Origin of the sequence: Vitreimonas sp. (assembly GCF_036392335.1) — a bacterium.
Classification (GTDB): Bacteria; Pseudomonadota; Alphaproteobacteria; order Caulobacterales; family Aquidulcibacteraceae; genus Vitreimonas.
Genome location: NZ_DASVYD010000044.1, coordinates 40,975 through 58,306, shown reverse-complemented (window position 1 = coordinate 58,306; position 17,332 = coordinate 40,975). Strand labels below are relative to the sequence as shown.

The following is a 17,332-nucleotide window of genomic DNA, read 5'->3' as shown; positions in this document are numbered from 1 at the left end:
ACAGCGAGGGCCATTGCGCGAACACGCCGAGCGCCATGAGCGACGCAACCGTCATCATCAGCGGAAAGTACGAGAACAGCCTGTCGGCCGGCGTCATCATGCGGCGTCGCTGCGCACAGCGCCCGCGATCAAGGCGTAGAGCTCGTCGCCGCCGCGCGCGGCGCGCAGTTTCTCGCGCATATCGGCGTGGCGGAAAAAGCGCGAGACCCGGGCCAATGCCTTCAAATGATCGCCGCCGCGATCTGGCGGGGCGAGCAGCAGGAAGACAAGGTCGGCAGGCCGACCGTCAAGCGCGCCGAAATCCTGCGGCGGGTCGAGACGCGCGAAGGCGCCGATCGGGCCCTTAAGCCCAGCGACAGGTGCGTGGGGAATGGCGACGCCTTCGCCAACGCCCGTGCCGGAGAGGCGCTCACGCAGCAGCACGGCGTCGAACGCCACCCGTGGGTCGATGCCAGCGGCTTTGGCCAGCGCCTCGCACAGCATCTGGATTGCCTGACGCCGGGATGTGGCCAAGGCCCGCGGCAGAATCGCTTCTGGCGCGACAAGATCGCTAAGGTCGTTCATTCCCTCACCCAGTTTGGCCCGCCCGTGCATGGACGGCGCCAAAACGTGCCTTGAACCCCCAGGTTCCTCTTAACCCGTTCCGTTGACCTTCGTGTGACCATTGGCGCGTTCCGGGTCGATCCAGCCGATGTTTCCGTCAGAACGCCGATACACAAGGTTAAGACCGCCATTTGCGGCGTTTCTGAATAGAAGCGCCGGACTTTCCGACAGATCCAGCTGCATCACTGCCATCGAAACGGTCATGGTGCGGACCGAAACCGCAGTTTCGGCGATCACCAACGGGCCGGACTCTTGCTCATTCGCCGACGCGGTCTCGTCGGCTTCTTCCTCGTCCTTTAACGGGGCGAGCACATACGCGGTCGCGCTCTCGGCGGGAAGGGGGGATTTGTTGTCGGCGTGGTGGTTTTTCAGCCGACGCTTGTAACGCCGCACGCGTTTTTCAAGCTTCTCCATCGCGTCGCTGAAGGCCGAATGGGCGTCGCCCGCGTGACCCTGCGCCTGAAGCGATATGCCGGAAGAGAGATGCACGACGCAATCCACGTCGACGCCGGCGCCGCCATTCTTGCCCACGGTGACAACTGCATCCGTGGCGCGGCTGAAATACTTACCTACTCCGCTTGAAAGCTCGCCCTCTATTCGGGTTCGCAGCGCTTCGCCGACATCCATCTGCCGTCCGGCGACTTGTATGCGCATATAGGAGCCTCCTTTGGTTCACGCTGCGACGCAGCGGGGGCTCTCGGGGCGTCGCTCCGCCCCCCAAGAGCGCCCCGATGCCTAATAAAAAAGGTAGGCCCGCGAACAGGTTGGGTCAACGATCACAGCCCGAAAAGAGCGCCAGAAATCGTGAGTCAGCAATAGCGACGGGCGTATCTGGACAGTGCCAAACTGGCGCCCCATTTGCGTCAACGTAAACGGCGCGGCGGGTTTGACGCAGCCCGCTTGGGGGAAAGCGCATGAGCGCCGAAATGGATGCGCCCGCCGGGGTGAAGCCTGCGGCACAATGGCTCGACTTCATCGCCATTATCGTCTGCACGCTGGCGTGGGGCACGACATGGTTTGCGATCACGCTGCAATTAGGCGTCGTCGATCCTGTTATCTCGATTACATATCGCTTCGCGCTCGCGGCGGCGCTGTTGTTTGCATGGTGCGCGCTGCGGCGTGAGAAGATCGCGCTCAATCGCGCGCAGCACATGGCGGCGTTCGGGGTCGGCGTCTTCACGTTCGTGCTGAATTATGTGTTCGTGTATTGGGCCGAGGAGCGCGTCGCGTCCGCGGTTGTCGCGGTGCTGTTTGCCGCGCTCGCCTTCTTCAACCTGATCGCGTTTCGCGTGGTGTTCGGCCAGCGCGCGCCGCTCTTGGCGTGGGGCGCGGCGGGCCTTGGCGTCTTGGGCGTGGCCTTGCTCTCGTGGGAAGAGCTGACCTCAGCGCGCATGGGCGAGGCGGCGCTGATTGGCTTGGGACTCACCTTCGCGGCTGTTCTCGCGTCCGCAGCCGGCAATGTGTATGCGCGCCGTGGCGAGATCGCCGGCGCTGGTGTCGCGAGCTTCACGGCGTGGTCGATGTCTTACGGCGTCATCGTGCTTGTGCTGTTTGCGTTGGCGACAGGCCGCGCCTGGCGCTTCGATCCAAGCTGGGGCTACGTGCTTTCGCTGCTGCACCTGTCGCTGGTCGGCTCGGTGGTGGCGTTTCTGCTCTATTTCGGCCTCGCGCGTCGGCGCGGCTATGCGACGGCGGCCTATATCTCGGCGCTGACGCCGCCGGTGGCGATGACGGTGTCGACCCTGTTTGAAGGCAAGAGCTGGGGCGTGTTGGCGCTCGCGGGCATCGTGCTCGTGCTGTTGGGTCAAGTGCTGTTGCTGCGGGCTAAGAAGACGGGCTAGGGCAGCGCGCGCAGCGCGGCTTCGACGCCCGGAAGCATCGCGTTATCTTCAGTGTTCGCACTCAGCTGTGCGTTGAGGTAGATCGTCTGCAGGAAGGCTTTGGCATTGTGGATGCGCGCAAGGCCCGCTTGGGACGCGTAGGGGCTTTCCCCGACATTGGCGAATTGCGCGAAATACGCGGTCCATTGTTCTTCGCTGATCAGACCACGTTGCGCCATGAAGATGATCGGCCGCGCCAGGCGCTCGCTTTCGCCATAGATGTAGAAATGGCCTTCGGGCGTGACCTGCGCGGCGATGGCGTCGGCGATGCGTTGGAGGTGGTCCGCGCTAAGCGCGGGGTTTAGTCCAAGCTGCAGCAGCAGGTCCGCACCGTGGGCGACGCCGTGGCGCCAGCCTTCGCGTTCATCGAAGCCGCGATAATCGCGTACCTGCGTGAAATATCTCAGCGCGCCGTCGAGCAGGCGCTGACGTGCGGACACATCGAGATACGCCTCGATCCGATCCGCACGCGCGACTTCACTCAGCACCAGCGCCGCGAACGGCGGCTCAAAGCCATTCGGATCATGTGCGACGAGCCGTGCTTCGAGATCAGTCGCCAACGCGCGCATTGTCTGCGGCGTCAGCTGACGCGCCCGCAGCCAGTGCGCATACGCCTCGAACGCGATGCCGTCGCGCATGCTTGGATCGGGGGACGCCAAGCATGGCGTAAGCGCCAGCGCCAAGCGATTGCGCGCGCGATCGTTGGGCATAGCCCATTGGTTGGCCTTCAGCGCATCGAGCTCTGCGCGCTCGTAACCCGCGGGCGGGCAGGAGAGCGGTTGCGCTTGTGCGCTGGCACAGGAGGTGATGGCGAGCAGTGTGGCGATGGCGAGGGGTTTCATGGGCGGCAAGCTGCGCCCACCATCTTTGCGTGTAAGTGTGCTTGCGACGAGCGACCTTGTTACGCGACGAACTAGATCCCGTGCGCCAGCTTCCGCTTGCGTTCGACGCTGCTCGGAATACGCAGGCTTTCGCGATATTTCGCGACCGTGCGGCGGGCGATGTCGATGCCTTTTTCGCGCAAGATTTCGACGATGCGGTCGTCGCTGAGAATCTCTTCCGCGCTTTCGCCGTCGATCAGGCCCTTGATCTGGTAGCGCACGGCTTCGGCCGAGTGCGCTTCGCCGCCGTCGGCGGAATTGATCGAGGCGGTGAAGAAATATTTCAGCTCGAACACGCCGCGTTCGCAGGAGAGATATTTGTTCGAGGTGACGCGGCTGACCGTGCTCTCATGCATCTCGATCGCGGCGGCGACGGTCTTCAGGTTGAGTGGGCGCAGATGCGCGACGCCCTGCACGAAGAACGCATCCTGTTGGCGCACGATTTCGCGTGCGACTTTGAGGATCGTCTTGGCGCGCTGGTCGAGGCTCTTCACCAGCCACGACGCGTTGGCGGCGCACTCGGTGAGGAATTGCTTGTCTTCTTCGCGCTTGGCCGTTTTCGACACGGTCGCGTAATAGCGCTGGTTCATCAGCACGCGCGGCATGGTGTCGGAATTCAGTTCAACGTGCCACGTGCCGTCCGGCGCCTGCTTCACATAGACATCCGGCGCCACCGATTGCACCGCGCCGCCGCCGAAGCCCGCGCCGGGCTTGGGCGTGAGCGCGCGCACTTCGGCGATCATGTCGGTCAGATCTTCACGATCGACGCCGCAGGCCGTCATCAAGCGATCGAAATGGCCCTTGGCGAGCATATCGAGATTGCGGACCAGAGCCTCCATCGCCGGATCGAAGCGGCCGCGCTCTTTCAGCTGCAGCGCCAGGCATTCGGGAATATCGCGCGCCATCACGCCGGTGGGCTCAAAGCCCTGCATGGTGGTCAGCACGCGCAGCACGTCGGCTTCGGGTACGCCCAGGCGATCGGCGAGTTCGCGCGTGTCGGCGCGCATATAGCCCCAATCGTCGACGGCATCGATCAGCACGCCGCCGATCATGCGGTCGACCGCGCTCAGACCCGCCTCGGTGAGTTGCGCGTCGAGATGCTCGGCGAGCGAGATGTCTTGGGTGAGCGTGTCTTCGAGGCCGGGCAGATCGTCGAAGCTTTTGCCCGACGACGCCTTCGACCAATCAGTGAGCGGCGCGGCGCCGGCTTCCAACAATTCGCCGGCGCTCAAATCCGGCGCCATATCTGCGACGGATACGTCGAGTGCGGCTTCGTTGGGAATCATGCCGCTTTCAAATTCGAGCGCTTCGGCGTCGCCGCTTTCCTTCTTTGCTTCAGCCGTCGATTCCTCGCGCTCAAGCAGCGGATTGCGCTCGAGTTCGCCTTCGACGAATTCCTGAAGTTCGAAATTGGAGAGCTGCAGCAGCTTGATCGCCTGCTGCAATTGCGGCGTCATCACCAGGGACTGACCCTGGCGCAGCTCTAAGCGGGGAGTCATCGCCATCGGCGGCCCCCGTCCTAGTGGAAGTCTTTGCCGAGATACCTTTCGCGCACGGCCTGGTTCGAGAGCACCTCTTGGGGTGATCCCTCGAACAACACTTCGCCGTCGAACATGATCGAGGCCCGATCCACGATCGTGAGCGTTTCGCGCACGTTGTGGTCGGTGATCAGCACACCCAAGCCGCGTTCTTTCAAGAACAGGATCAGCTTGCGGATGTCGTCGATAGCAAGTGGGTCGATGCCGGCGAAAGGCTCGTCGAGCAGCATGAACGACGGCCGCGTCGCCAAGGCGCGCGCGATCTCCACTCGCCGGCGCTCACCGCCCGAAAGGGCGGAGGCGGGCGAATCTTTCAGGTGATCGACGTGCAATTCGGCGAGCAGCCCGTCGACGATCTCGCGACGCTTCGCGCTGTTGCGCTCGGTCAGCTCGACGATCGACATGACGTTCTGTTCAACAGTCAGACCACGGAAGATGGACGGTTCTTGCGGCAGATAGCCAACGCCCAATCTGGCGCGCTGGTACATGGGCAGCGTTGTGACGTCCTGGCCGTCCAACAAGATTTGCCCTTGGTCCACGCGCACGAGCCCCGTGATCATATAGAAGCAGGTGGTTTTGCCTGCTCCGTTGGGGCCCAACAGACCGACGACCTCGCCGCGATTGACGTGCACAGACACGTCTTTGACCACGCGGCGGCCGCGATAGGATTTCCCGATCGAGACCGCGCCGAGCCCGCCTTGAGCGGTTTCAGACTTGGACGAACGGCTTGCAGCGCCCTCGGGGCTCATATCGACCACCTGCCGCTAAGATTTCGTGAAGTCGTGGTTATATAATACCGCAAAGGGCTTAATTGCCTGACCCGCCCTGGGGATTGTCGCGCGGTACGAACACGCCGCGCACCCGTTGCCCAGGCGTCGGGCGGATAGTCGTGCGGCGGTTGCCGATCTGCAAAACCAGCGTTTCGCCGCGAATGACGTTCTCGTCCGAGGCCACGACCACGTTGCCGGTGAAGGTCACGGCGTCCTGGGCGACCTCGTAAACGGCCCGGTTGCCGCGGGCGGATTGGGCTGGCCGGACATAATAGACTTCGCCCTCGGCGATCATGCGTTCGATGTCGCCCGATCCGAGGCCGCCTTGGCCGGCGCTTTGGCCGCCGCCGGACTGGCTGAAGAACATGGTGATGCGATCGGCGCGCAGGCGCGCGTCGTTTTGCACGATGTCGACGTCGCCAGTCAGGACTAGGCGCCGCTCGCCGTCGAAATACTCAAGATTATCAGCCGAGTAGGAGACCGGGCCGCCATTCTCGGAGAGTTGCGCGTGGGCGGGCGCGGCCGTAAGGGCGGCCACGAAGAAGGCGCCGGCGGCAATCAAAAACGCTACTGGCCTCATGGCGTCGCTTCCCCATCTTGAGCATCCCGATCCGGGATTTGTCCCCTGACACCGCCGCGAAGCACTAAAGCGCGGTCGCTGTCGCGTAATTCATAAGACCCCGCCTGGAGCACGCCAATAGGGCCGGCGCCGGTGACGCCGCCTCGGCCAGTCAATGTGCCCTGTTCCAGATCCACAATCATGTTGGGTGTCGTGAAGCGATTGCCGCCGCTATCGGAGAACAGCACTTCGCCATCGAACACCACCGTCGCCGCCTGCTCATCATAGATGCCGCGCGGCGCCAGCATGATGGTGCCGGCTTCGGTGCGATAGACCGGCGAAATCAGCTCGATCGGCTGGTTTTCGCCCGGCGCGCGCTCGGCGATTTCGGCGGAGAGCTGATAGGGGCCGCCTTGTTCGGTGCGGCCGATGAAGCGTGGATTGATCATGCGCAGCGGCTCCGCGGCGGAATAGGCGCCGGCATTGAAGCCGCCCTCGATCGCGTGCAACGCCATGAACACAAAGACGGCAGCCAGCGACGCGCCGGCGCCCGCGACGAAGAAGCGGCGCAAGCCGGCGACCAAGCGCGAGCGGCGGCGCGCGGCGCGCAAGGTCTGCGCGCGCTTCGGCTCCCATTCGAACGTGGCGTAGTGAGCGGCTGCGGTCATGGTCTAGCGAGCTTTTCGCCCGGCTCAGGGGCGGAAGCAAGGCAAGGGTGTCGACCTTGGGGGCTCCCGCACTGCCGCGTTCGGAACGCGGCGAACGCAGGTGTTCAGTCCGTCAAAAGCTCTGGTCAGTGCTGGCTCTTGGGCAACCGCACCACGAGACCGTCGAGCGCCTCGCTGATCTTGATCTGGCAGGAGAGGCGCGAGGTCGGCTCAACATCGTTGGCGAAATCGAGCATAGATTGCTCCATCGAGCCGGCTTCGCCCGTCTTGTCGGCCCAGGCCTCGTCCACATAGACGTGGCAGGTGGCGCAGGCGCAGGCGCCGCCGCAATCGGCGTCGATGCCGGGCACGGCGTGCTTCACGGCGGCTTCCATCACGGTCTGGCCGACGGGCGCGTCGACAACGTGCTCCTTACCGGAGTGCTCGATGTAAGTGATCTTCGGCATGGGTCCCTATTTCGCGCTTGCGACCAATTCTTTCATTGGCCTTGTCTCGTCGGCGATGACGTCCCGCGGCAGCGTGCGCCCCGTCTGGATCAGCATCTTCGCCCCCAAATACTCGGCCGGCTTGTTGACTGCATCGACTGCGATCAATTTTTCGCCGTGATAATAGAACGCCGCGAACGCGCGGTCAGCGATGACGCCACGGAAGACGATGTGGTCATAGCCGTTAAACAGACCGGCGATCTGCAGTTTGAGGTCATATTGATCCGACCAGAACCAGGGCGCTTCAAGCACGGGTGGTTTTCCGCCGGTAATCGCAGCCGCCACGATCTTCGCTCCTTCGATGGCGTTATGCACGCTTTCGAGGCGAACTAGACGATTGTCAAAGAAACTGATCGGGCGGGCTGCGCAATCGCCGATGGCGAAGATGCTGGGATCAGAGGTGCGGCAGGAAGCGTCCGTGACGACGCCGTTTTCCACATTGAGCCCGCAATGCTGCGCGAGCGTGACTTCGGGGTTCACGCCGATGCCGGCCAAGACGATGTCGGCGGGGATTTCCGTGCCGTCGGTGAGGCCCACGGCGGTGACGTGCTCGCTGCCCTTGATCAAGGCAGGCTGTCCGCCGAGCACGAAGCGCACGCCTTGGCGTGTGTGTTCGTCGAGGAAGAAGCCAGCGACTTCGGGGCTGGTCACGCGGGCGAGCGGGCGCACGGCGGTTTCAACCACGGTGACTTCGAGGCCGAGCTGACGCGCGACGGCGGCGGCTTCCAAGCCGATATAACCCGCGCCGATCACGACAAGCTTCGCACCCTTCACGAAGCGGGGCTTCATCGCGTCGATGTCGGCGGCCGTGCGCAGCGTGAATACGCCCGCCAAATCCGCGCCCGCCAATGGCAGTTTGCGCGGCTTGGAGCCGGTGGCGAGCACGAGCGCGTCATACGGCAATTCGCGCCCGCCTTCGACACGCACCTTCTTGCTGGCGCGGTCGATCCAGACCGCCTTCAGGGAAGTCAGGAGGGCGATGTTTTCTTCGGCATAGACATTGGCTGGCCGCAGCAGCAATCGGTCCATGCCAAGCTCGCCGGCGAGGTATTTCTTCGACAGCGGCGGGCGCTGATAGGGCGCGTACGGCTCTTCGCCGATGAGCGTGATATCGCCCTGAAAGCCGCCTTGGCGCAGACGTTGCGCCGTCTCGCCGCCGGCTTGGCCGGCGCCGATGATGATGACACGTTTGATTTCGTTCATAGTCACAGCGGCTTAGCTTTTGCGGCGTCTGAGGCTCGGGCGCAAGGCGCCCTTGATGCCGCGCTGCCGCTAGGCCAGCATTCGCCCCTGTGACCGCCCAGAGCCTTGTTGATTCGCGAGAAATCGCGCTGCCCGACGCGGCGGCGACGATCGCACTAGGCAGGCGCCTAGGCGAAAAGATGGAGCCTGGCGATGTGGTTTGCCTGTTCGGCAATCTCGGCGCCGGCAAGACGACGCTGTCCCGAGGCGCCATAGAGGCCTGGGTCGGCGCTGCTGAAGAGGCCCCCAGCCCCACCTATACTTTGGTGCAAACCTATGATGGCCCGCGCGGCGAACTCTGGCATGTGGACCTCTACCGGCTGAAGCAACCAGACGACGCCTGGGAGCTAGGGTTGGAGGACGCATTCGCGTACGCCGCGTGTCTGATCGAATGGCCGGAACGCCTCGGCGGTCAGCTGCCGCGCGATCGGCTCGACATCGCGCTCGCGCCGGACGGCGAGGGGCGCATGGCGATGCTCAATGCGCATGGCGCTTGGAGAGAAAAGCTTGGAACGATCTGAAGCGCTGGCGAAATTGCTTGGCGAGACGGGATTCGCCGACGCCGAGCGCGTGCCGCTCGCGGGCGATGCGTCCACGCGCCGGTATGAGCGCCTGGCGCTTTCGGATCGCCGCGCCATTTTGATGGACGCGCCGAAGAGTGCGGAGAGCGCGCCGTGTCCGCCGGGCGCCACACCCGCGGAACGCCGCACCATGGGTTGGAACGCGACTTCGCGTTTGGCCGCCTCGCGCGTGGAAGCGTTCGTCGCGGTGGCCGCCTATCTCGAAAGCCTCGGCCTTGCGCCGCCGCGCATCTATGGCGCTGATTGCGACGCCGGTTACGCCGTGATCGAGGATTTGGGCGACGGGCTCTATGCCAACGTCATTCCCGAGGGCGTGGACGAGATCGCGCTTTATCAAGAAGCCGCGCGCGTGCTGGCGCACGTGCACGCCGTGACGCCGCCATCAAAGCTCGAGGGTGCGGGCGGCGCGACATGGCCGTTGCTCGACTACGATGCGCTGGCGCTTGAAGTGAACGCGGATTTGTTCGTGGAATGGCTGCCGCGCGCGGCCGACGTGCGCATCGATGATGCGGCGCGGGCGCGCTGGGAGCAGGTGCGCGACAATCTGATCGTGAAGGCGCTGGGTTTCCCGCGCGCGTTCACGATCCGCGATTATCACGCGGAGAATTTGCTCTGGTTGCCCGAGCGCCATGGCTTGCAGCGTGTGGGCTTGCTCGATTTCCAAGACGCCGTGCGTGGCTGGCGCGCGTGGGATTTCGCCATGCTGCTGCATGATGCGCGGCGCGATGTGAGCCCGGAAGCGCACGAAGCGGCGATCCGCGCGTATCTTGATGTAACGGGCGCCAACGATGCGGATTTCCGCCGCGAGCTTGCCGTGTTGGGCGCGATCAACGCGATGCGCATCCTCGGCATCTTCTCGCGCCTCGCGGGCCGAGACGGCAAACAGCGTTATCTCTCCTTCATGCCGCGGGAGTGGGGCCATCTGGCGCGCACGCTGCAGCATCCCGCGCTCGAAGATGCGCGCGCGTTCGTGGAGAGCGTGGCGCGTCCTTATCTGGAGAAGGCCGCGTGAGCGCCACACCGCACACCGCCATGGTGCTCGCCGCTGGCCTCGGCACGCGCATGCGCCCGCTCACCAATGATCGGCCAAAGGCGCTTGTGAGCGTGCGCGGTCGCGCGCTGATCGATCACGTGCTCGACCGGCTGATTGGCGCGGGCGTAAAGCGCGCGGTGGTGAATGTGCATGCGTTCGCCGATTTGCTCGAAGCGCACGTGACGCGCCGCACCGACATCGAGATCGTGATTTCGGACGAGCGCGGGCAATTGATGGAAACGGGTGGCGGCGTGCGTCAGGCGCGGCCTCTGCTGGGCGATGATCCGATTGTGGTCTGCAATATCGATAGCGTCTGGGAAGAGCCGAACGGGTCGGCGATTGCGCGGCTCTGCGCTGGCTTCGACGCGTCGCGCATGGGCGCGCGGTTGATGCTGGCGGCCATGGAGCAGCAGCTCGGCTATGAAGGCGCAGGCGATTTCGTGATGGACCACGCGGGCGCGCTTCTATTCCGCGATGAGCGTCCGAGTGCGCCCTGGGCTTACATGGGCGCGCAGATCATTGATCCGCGCATTGTTGATAGCGAACCTTTGGAGCCGTTCTCGTTCACGCGCGTGTGGCGCAGGCTGGCGAGCGAGGGCCGACTTCATGGTGCGCCGCTCGGCGGTTATTGGATGCATGTCGGCGATCCGGAAGCGCGCGAACAAGCTGAAGCGCGATTGACGGCGGCGGCGGCGCCAAGTCCATGAGCATGCTTTCGCTCGGGCTGCCCGAACCTCTGTTCGGCGGCCCAGCGCCGCGCCTGCGCTGTGCGCCCGCGTCGGCGCCGTTTCTCGATGTGTTGGCGGACGCGATGGTGGCGGAGCTGCAGCCTGCGCGCGATCCGTTCGCGCTGGCTGATGCGCTCGTGCTGCTGCCGAACCGGCGCGCGGCGCGCGGCTTGATTGACGCCTTCGCCAAGCGCTTGGGCGGCGCAGCGTTGCTGCCGACGATGCGGCCGCTGAACGATCCCTACGCGGACGACGATCCTGACGTCTGGGGCGCCGATCCGATCGCCGACGACATTTTGCCGCCGATCGACAAGCTGCAGCGGCGCATGCAGCTCGCGGCTCTGATCCGCGCGCGCGACAAAGCCGAGAACGGTGTCGAAGATCCCGCGCGTGCGCTGGCGCTGGCGGATGAGCTGGGCAAGCTGCTCGATAGCGCATCCACCGTCGATCACGTCGATTGGAAAAAGCTACCAAAATTGGTCGAAGAGATCGAACTCGCGCGGCACTGGCAAAGCTCCGCCGCGTTTCTCGATATCATCGCCACCTTTTGGCCGGAGCATCTCAAGGAACGTGGTCAAAGCGATCCGGCCGAACATGGCGCCGCGTTGCGACGTGCGTTGGCCGCACGCTGGAAGGCGAAGCCGCCGACGCGGCCTGTGATCATCGCGGGTTCGACTGGTTCGATCGCGACGACGCGCGAGCTGATGCGCGTTGTGTCGCGCTTGCCGCGCGGCGTTGTCGTGTTGCCGGGCATCGACGTCGACCTCGACGAGAGCTCATGGCGCATGGTCGGCGATCAGCATCCGCAACACGCGCTGAAGGCGACGCTGGCTGCGCTTGGCGTGGAACGCGATACCGCGCCGTTGTTGCGTGTTGAGGATGAACGCGGCCGCGCGCGGCGTGTGCTGATGCGCGAAGCGCTGGCGCCGGCGGAGAAGACGGCAGACTGGCTGGCGCGTTTGGATGCGGCGGGCGGCAAGGATTTCGTGCGCCAGGGTGCGAGCGGTCTGCGTTTGCTTGAAGCCGCGACGGAAGACGAAGAGGCGATGGCGATCGCGCTCTTGGTGCGCGAGGCGCTGGAGAAGCCGGACGGCAGCGCGGCGATCGTGACGCCGGATGCGGCGCTGGCGCGGCGGATTGAATCGAAGCTCGCGCGTTGGGGTATCGAGCCGAACGTCTCGCACGGTTTGCCACTGCGTGAGACGGATGCGGGGCGCTTGGTGGCGCTGCTGTGCGAACTGGCGCGCGATCCGGGCGAGCCGGTGGCGCTCGCCGCTTTGCTGAAGCATCCGCGCGTTGGCTTGGCGCGTGACGCGGCGGCGTTGACGGTGTTGGAGCATAAGGGCCTACGCGGGCCGCGCCGCTATGATTCATTGGCGGAATTGGCGACGCTTGATCAGCGCGTTGAGATTAAGGCTTGGGACGGCGCGCGCGGTATTGTGGACATGGTCGCGGCGGCGCTGAAGCCGCTGACGGAATTGATGTCGCATCGCCAGGTGTTGCTCGCGGAGTTCGCGGACGCGCTGACGCAATCGGCCGAGAAACTGACCGCATTCGACGTCTGGCAGGGCCGCGACGGCGAGGCGGCGGCGAGCTTGTTGCGCGAGGCGAACCAACACGGCGCCGAGCTTGGCGAGATGGAGGCGCACGCCGCGCCGCGCGTCATGCTGCGGCTGATGGATGGCCGCGAAGTGCCGCCGTTGCAAACCAGCGGCGATGCGCGGGTGGCGATATGGGGGCTTCTCGAAGCGCGCTTGCAGCGGCGTGATTTGATGATACTCGCCGGCCTGAACGAAGGCGTGTGGCCGGCGCCGCCGGGCGAAGATCCGTTTTTGTCGCGGGCGATGCGGGCGAAACTGGGTTTGCCGTCGGTGGATGCGCGCATTGGTTTGGCCGCGCACGACTTCGCCCAGCTTGCGAACGCGCCGAACGTGGTGCTCTCGCGCGCCTTGCGACGCGAGGGTTCGCCGACTTTGGCGTCGCGTTGGCTGTGGCGTCTGAAGACCTTGGTGCAAGGCGCGCAGGCGGAGCTGCAATCGGCCAACGACTATATCGACTACGCGCGCGCCCTCGACAAGCCCGCCGCGATTGTTCCGGCGCAAGCGCCGAAGCCGCGTCCGCCCGCGGGCAAACGTTTGACGCAAGTGAGCGTGACGACGGTGGAGACGTTGATCCGTGATCCGTACGCTGTCTATGCGCGGCGGATTTTGAAGCTGGATCATCTCTTGCCGATCGGCGCGCCGGCCGGGCCCGCGGAGCGCGGTACGGCTGTGCACGCGGCGATCGAGAAGTTCGAGGATGGCGCCGATCCGGCGAAGCTGACGCGATTGTTGGATGAGGCGCTTCGCCTTTATGGCATCCCAGCCGAACGTCGCGCGGCGGAGCGCGAGCGCTTGGGTGTTTCAGTTGCCGCGTTGATTGCCTGGTTTGAGGAACGGCGTGCGCGAAATGCTGCGGTGTTTCGCGAGGTGCGCGGCGAACTCGACGTCGATGGCGTGAAGCTCACGGGTGTCGCCGACCGCATCGAGATCGGCGCGGGCCATGCCGCGATCCTCGATTTCAAAACCGGCGCGCCGCCGAGCGATAAGCAAGTTAGCACCGGTCTTTCGCCGCAGCTCTTGTTGGAAGCCGCCATGTTGGCGCGGGGCGTGTTTAAGGATGAGGCACGCGGGATTATCGTGCCACGCGCGGACGTCACAGAGCTGATCTATTGGCGGTTCGGCAATGCCGATCCGACACCGCGCGCGGTGAGCCTGGAGGATGGACCGTACGAGGCGGCTGAGAAGGCGCTGTCGTCGTTACGCGGCCTGTTCGCGCGCTATGCGGATGAGAACCAGGCCTTTCTCTCCAAGCCGCGCGTGCAATTCATCAAGCCTTATGCGGAATACGATCACCTCGCGCGGCGCAAGGAATGGGCTGACGAAAAGGGCGATGAGTGATGACCGCGCCGCTTGACGCCCTCCAGGAAGCGAACGCCAGCCAAGGCTTGGCGGCGAACCCGTCGTACTCCGTGTTCGTCACCGCGAATGCGGGCTCGGGCAAAACGAAGGTGCTTGTCGATCGCATCGCGCGGCTGTTGCTGGAAGGATCGAAGCCGTCGGCGTTTCTGTGCATCACCTACACCAAGGCCGCCGCGGCGGAGATGCAGCGCCGCTTGTTCGAGCGCTTGGGCGGCTGGTGTGTCGCCGACGACGAGACACTTGCCGCGGAACTCGCGAAGCTTGGTGCGCCGAACGCAAATCTCGGCCAAGCGCGGGCGCTGTTCGCGCAAGCCTTGGAAACGCCGGGCGGCTTGAAGATTCAAACCATTCACGCTTTCTGCGAGCGTGTGCTGGCGCGGTTTCCGTTGGAAGCAGGTGTGCCGCCGGGGTTCGACATTGCCGATGAAGCACGCGCGGCGGCGTTGCTCGGCCAAGCACGCGCCGACGCGGCGTTGGCGCCGGATGCGCCGCGCGAGGCGTTCCGACGCTTTGCCGCGCGACTGCATGGCGAGGCGCTGGAAGGTCTGCTCGATCGCCTAGCCTTGCGGCGGCGCGAGTTTCACACTTATGCGCAGCGGCATCAGGGCGAGTTGTTCGCACAGCAATCCCTGCGCGATCGCCACGGTGTCACGCAGAGCGCGGAAGATTTCATCCGCGAGTTCTTACGGCCGTGGCGCTGGAATGATCTGCGCGAAGCGGCGGCGAAGCTGGCCGAGGGCAGCACGCAAGATGTCGCAACCGGCGAGCGCCTACGCGCAGTGCTGGCGTGTGTGGAGCGCAATGATCATGCGGGCGCGATGGCGGGGTGTTTCGCGCTGGCGCTCACCGGTGATGGTGCGCTGCGCGCGAATTTCGTGACGAAGCCGACGCAAAAAGCGCATCCTTGGCTGGAGCCTTTGGTGCGCGGCTTGGCGGAAGCGACGGCGGACGCGCGGGATCGGCTGAATGCGATCGAACGCGCGGAGGATTCCATTGCCGCGCTCGCGCTCGCTCTCAAGCTGGACCAGGCCTATTCCGACGCGAAGAAGCGCGCGGGCGCGCTCGATTTTGATGATCTGATCGAGCATGCGCTGAATTTGCTGCAGCGTTCGGATGCCGCGCCCTGGGTGCTCTATAAGCTCGACGGCGGCTTGGATCATATTTTGATCGATGAGGGCCAGGATACGAGTCCGACGCAATGGAATTTGATTGCGCCGCTGCAGGATGAATTCTTCGCCGGCGCGGGCGCGCGTGAAAAGCCGCGCACGATCTTCGCGGTGGGCGATCCGAAGCAAAGCATCTACGCGTTTCAGGGCGCGGATCCGCGTCGCTTCTTGCACGAAGCGCAAGAGCTGTCGCGGCGCGCGCACGCGGCCGAAATGCTCTTCACCGCACCGGAATTGCGCACGTCATTCCGCACTGTGCCGGAAGTGTTGGCGGCGGTGGACGCCACGATGGCGGGTAAGCCGCTGGTTGCAGGCGATCCCGGCGCGCACGATGAGATCAAGCATTTGGCGGCGCGTGCGAGGGAGAGCGGCGTCGTTGAAGTGTGGCCTTGGACGCCGCGCCCGATCGTGGCCGATGCGAAGCCCTGGGACGCGCCGCAGGACGTCGAGACGGGCGCCAGCGTGCATGCGATCCTCGCCAAAGCCATCGCGCAGCGCATCAAAGCGATGATCGAAACGCGTGAGGCGGTGTGGGACAAGGGCGTGTTGCGGCCGGTGCGTGCGGGCGATGTGTTGGCGCTGGTGCGCACGCGCGGCGCCATGTTCCGCGAGCTGATCAAGGCGTTCAAGCGCGCGGGCCTGCCGGTGGCGGGCGCCGACCGTATGGTGTTGCGCGGTGAATTGGCGGTCGAGGATTGTTTGGCGCTGATGCAGGTCGCGCTCGATCCGGCGGATGATTTGGCGCTGGCGTGTGTGCTGAAGGGGCCGTGGTGCAATCTCGTTGATGACGACGCGGATTTGTTTCCGTTGGCGTATGGGCGCGGCAAAGGCGAGCGGCTGATTGATCGCTTGATGGCGAGCGCGGATGAGAAGTATGCGGCCGCGCGCGCGTTCGTGACTGAGCTGATTGCGCGCAAGGGCGCGGATGCGTTTGCGTTTCTGAGCTGGGCGCTGGAGACGCAGCATGGCGGCGGGCCGTCCGGTTGGGTGCGTGTGTTTGCGCGGCTGGGGCCAGAGACGCGCGATCCGTTGGAAGAATTGCTGCAGCGGGCGCTCAAGCCTGCGGGCCACGTCGCGCCGACTTTGCAGCGCTTCTTGTATGATATTGAGCTCGATTCCGGGCAGGTGAAGCGCGAGCTGGAGGCCGAGACGGGCGCGGTGCGCGTGATGACGGTGCACGGCGCCAAGGGGCTTGAGGCGCCGGTGGTGATTTTGCCGGACGCGACGGGCGATGTCGCCGATGCGCCGGACAATGGCTTGATCTTCGATGATGAGGACGGCCCGTTCGTCTCGTTCCGCGGCAAGGACGATGATCGCGCTGTTGCCGGCGCGCGCGCGGCGCATGAAGCGCGCATGTTGGGCGAGCATTGGCGTTTGCTCTATGTGGCGATGACGCGCGCGCGCGACCGGCTGATCGTGTGCGGCACGCAGTTTGGCAACGCCAAGCTCGGCGAAGCGCCGGAGAGTTGGCGCGCGGCGGTGCAGGACGGTTTGGCGAAGCTTGGCGCTGAGCCGTGTGAGACGCCGTTTGGCGAGGGTTTGCGCTATGGCACGCCGCTGTTTGCTGATGCGCAGACTCTAGCTCCGCGTGTTGAGACCGTGTTGCCCGCATGGGTGCATGCGCCAGCGCCGGGCGGCAAGCGTGTGGAGATCGCCGCGCCGTCGCGGGTCGCGCGCGTCGATCCGGCTTTGTTTTCGCCCCGCGGCGATGGGCAGAAGCGCTTCCGCCGCGGGCAGATGATCCACGGTCTGTTGCAGCGCTTGCCTGAGATCGAGGATGCGCGACGTGAAGCGGCGGCATTGGCTTGGCTCGCGCGACAGGGCGTTGACGACGCGGAAGCGGCGGAGTTTGCGCGCGAGGCGATGCGCGTGGCGGCGGATAGGCGCTTCGCCCCAGTGTTCGGGCCGAACAGCCGCGCCGAAGCGCCGATCGTTGGCGAAGCCGCGGGCAAGCCTGTGCGCGGTATCGTGGACCGCATCGTCGTCGAGGATGCGCGCGTGCTCGTGCTGGACTTCAAGACCGATCGCCCGGCGCCCACCGATCCCGCTGCGGCGCCCGATGCGTACGTCCTACAACTAGCGCTCTATCGCGCCGTTTTGCGCAAGATTTTCCCCACAAAGACCGTGTCTTGCGCCTTGCTTTGGACGGAAGCGCCGCATTTGATGGACCTGCCGGAAGATCGTCTCGACGCTGTTTTCGCTACGTTCGCAGCTGGTTGAAACCTTAAGACTTCCCAC

The 17,332-nt window shown here is 64.9% G+C and carries 15 protein-coding genes; 6 read left to right on the top strand and 9 right to left on the bottom strand.

The features are described 5' to 3' along the window. Positions 1-96: 96 nt before the first annotated feature. Together VF769_RS10300 and hpf are read right to left on the bottom strand one after the other, a co-directional pair. Positions 97-564: a PTS sugar transporter subunit IIA gene (locus VF769_RS10300; RefSeq protein ID WP_331008315.1), complete on the bottom strand. Its 468-nt coding sequence runs from the start codon at positions 562-564 to the stop codon at positions 97-99. A gap of 69 nt (positions 565-633) precedes the next feature. Next, complete coding sequence (hpf, locus tag VF769_RS10295; protein WP_331008314.1) at positions 634-1,257, bottom strand: ribosome hibernation-promoting factor, HPF/YfiA family; 624 nt, start codon at positions 1,255-1,257, stop codon at positions 634-636. A gap of 260 nt (positions 1,258-1,517) precedes the next feature. Between hpf and VF769_RS10290 the strand changes: the two genes are divergently transcribed. Further along, positions 1,518-2,444 carry a DMT family transporter gene (locus VF769_RS10290; protein WP_331008313.1) on the top strand — a complete coding sequence of 309 codons (927 nt, stop codon included), beginning with the start codon at positions 1,518-1,520 and terminating at the stop codon, positions 2,442-2,444. On the opposite strand, the gene VF769_RS10285 is transcribed toward VF769_RS10290, so the two are convergent. The 7 genes from VF769_RS10285 to VF769_RS10255 all read right to left on the bottom strand — a co-directional run bounded on the left by VF769_RS10285 (position 2,441) and on the right by VF769_RS10255 (position 8,587). Beyond that, on the bottom strand, positions 2,441-3,325 hold the full coding sequence (locus VF769_RS10285) for a DUF2785 domain-containing protein (protein ID WP_331008312.1): 885 nt from the start codon (positions 3,323-3,325) through the stop codon (positions 2,441-2,443). The two genes, VF769_RS10290 and VF769_RS10285, sit on opposite strands and share 4 nt — an antisense overlap. Before the next feature lie 71 nt (positions 3,326-3,396). Next, positions 3,397-4,869 carry an RNA polymerase factor sigma-54 gene (rpoN, locus tag VF769_RS10280; protein WP_331008311.1) on the bottom strand — a complete coding sequence of 491 codons (1,473 nt, stop codon included), beginning with the start codon at positions 4,867-4,869 and terminating at the stop codon, positions 3,397-3,399. A 14-nt stretch (positions 4,870-4,883) separates the two neighbouring features. Next, positions 4,884-5,651: an LPS export ABC transporter ATP-binding protein gene (gene lptB / locus VF769_RS10275; RefSeq protein ID WP_331008310.1), complete on the bottom strand. Its 768-nt coding sequence runs from the start codon at positions 5,649-5,651 to the stop codon at positions 4,884-4,886. Between the two features lie 58 nt (positions 5,652-5,709). Then, positions 5,710-6,252: an LptA/OstA family protein gene (locus VF769_RS10270; protein ID WP_331008309.1), complete on the bottom strand. Its 543-nt coding sequence runs from the start codon at positions 6,250-6,252 to the stop codon at positions 5,710-5,712. Beyond that, complete coding sequence (gene lptC, locus VF769_RS10265; protein ID WP_331008308.1) at positions 6,249-6,899, bottom strand: LPS export ABC transporter periplasmic protein LptC; 651 nt, start codon at positions 6,897-6,899, stop codon at positions 6,249-6,251. Before lptC ends, VF769_RS10270 begins: the two co-directional genes overlap by 4 nt. A gap of 125 nt (positions 6,900-7,024) precedes the next feature. Further along, on the bottom strand, positions 7,025-7,345 hold the full coding sequence (locus tag VF769_RS10260; RefSeq protein ID WP_331008307.1) for a 2Fe-2S iron-sulfur cluster-binding protein: 321 nt from the start codon (positions 7,343-7,345) through the stop codon (positions 7,025-7,027). 6 nt (positions 7,346-7,351) lie between these two features. Continuing rightward, positions 7,352-8,587, bottom strand: a complete 1,236-nt coding sequence (locus tag VF769_RS10255; protein WP_331008306.1) for an NAD(P)/FAD-dependent oxidoreductase — start codon at positions 8,585-8,587, stop codon at positions 7,352-7,354. Between the two features lie 89 nt (positions 8,588-8,676). Here VF769_RS10255 and tsaE point away from each other — a divergent pair, with 89 nt between their 5' ends. From tsaE to addA, 5 genes are read left to right on the top strand one after another with little or no spacing between them, the layout of a single operon-like run. Continuing rightward, complete coding sequence (gene tsaE, locus VF769_RS10250) at positions 8,677-9,147, top strand: tRNA (adenosine(37)-N6)-threonylcarbamoyltransferase complex ATPase subunit type 1 TsaE (protein ID WP_331008305.1); 471 nt, start codon at positions 8,677-8,679, stop codon at positions 9,145-9,147. Continuing rightward, the gene (locus tag VF769_RS10245) at positions 9,134-10,219 is read left to right on the top strand and encodes an aminoglycoside phosphotransferase family protein (protein ID WP_331008304.1); all 1,086 of its coding nucleotides are present in this window, start codon (positions 9,134-9,136) and stop codon (positions 10,217-10,219) included. Before tsaE ends, VF769_RS10245 begins: the two co-directional genes overlap by 14 nt. Beyond that, positions 10,216-10,947 carry a nucleotidyltransferase family protein gene (locus VF769_RS10240; RefSeq protein WP_331008303.1) on the top strand — a complete coding sequence of 244 codons (732 nt, stop codon included), beginning with the start codon at positions 10,216-10,218 and terminating at the stop codon, positions 10,945-10,947. Before VF769_RS10245 ends, VF769_RS10240 begins: the two co-directional genes overlap by 4 nt. Next, positions 10,944-13,907, top strand: coding sequence for a double-strand break repair protein AddB (addB, locus tag VF769_RS10235; RefSeq protein ID WP_331008302.1), 2,964 nt, complete (start codon positions 10,944-10,946; stop codon positions 13,905-13,907). The genes VF769_RS10240 and addB overlap by 4 nt, the downstream gene beginning before the upstream one ends. Continuing rightward, entirely contained in the window at positions 13,907-17,314 is a 3,408-nt protein-coding gene (addA, locus tag VF769_RS10230; RefSeq protein WP_331008301.1) for a double-strand break repair helicase AddA, read from the top strand. Before addB ends, addA begins: the two co-directional genes overlap by 1 nt. The last annotated feature ends 18 nt before the right edge of the window (positions 17,315-17,332 follow it).

Coding starts and splice junctions, on each gene's coding strand:
- VF769_RS10300 (WP_331008315.1), bottom strand. CDS start 564: ATGAACGACCTTAGCGATCTTGTCGCGCCAGAAGCGATTCTGCCGCGG.
- hpf (WP_331008314.1), bottom strand. CDS start 1,257: ATGCGCATACAAGTCGCCGGACGGCAGATGGATGTCGGCGAAGCGCTG.
- VF769_RS10290 (WP_331008313.1), top strand. CDS start 1,518: ATGAGCGCCGAAATGGATGCGCCCGCCGGGGTGAAGCCTGCGGCACAA.
- VF769_RS10285 (WP_331008312.1), bottom strand. CDS start 3,325: ATGAAACCCCTCGCCATCGCCACACTGCTCGCCATCACCTCCTGTGCC.
- rpoN (WP_331008311.1), bottom strand. CDS start 4,869: ATGGCGATGACTCCCCGCTTAGAGCTGCGCCAGGGTCAGTCCCTGGTG.
- lptB (WP_331008310.1), bottom strand. CDS start 5,651: ATGAGCCCCGAGGGCGCTGCAAGCCGTTCGTCCAAGTCTGAAACCGCT.
- VF769_RS10270 (WP_331008309.1), bottom strand. CDS start 6,252: ATGAGGCCAGTAGCGTTTTTGATTGCCGCCGGCGCCTTCTTCGTGGCC.
- lptC (WP_331008308.1), bottom strand. CDS start 6,899: ATGACCGCAGCCGCTCACTACGCCACGTTCGAATGGGAGCCGAAGCGC.
- VF769_RS10260 (WP_331008307.1), bottom strand. CDS start 7,345: ATGCCGAAGATCACTTACATCGAGCACTCCGGTAAGGAGCACGTTGTC.
- VF769_RS10255 (WP_331008306.1), bottom strand. CDS start 8,587: ATGAACGAAATCAAACGTGTCATCATCATCGGCGCCGGCCAAGCCGGC.
- addB (WP_331008302.1), top strand. CDS start 10,944: ATGAGCATGCTTTCGCTCGGGCTGCCCGAACCTCTGTTCGGCGGCCCA.
- addA (WP_331008301.1), top strand. CDS start 13,907: ATGACCGCGCCGCTTGACGCCCTCCAGGAAGCGAACGCCAGCCAAGGC.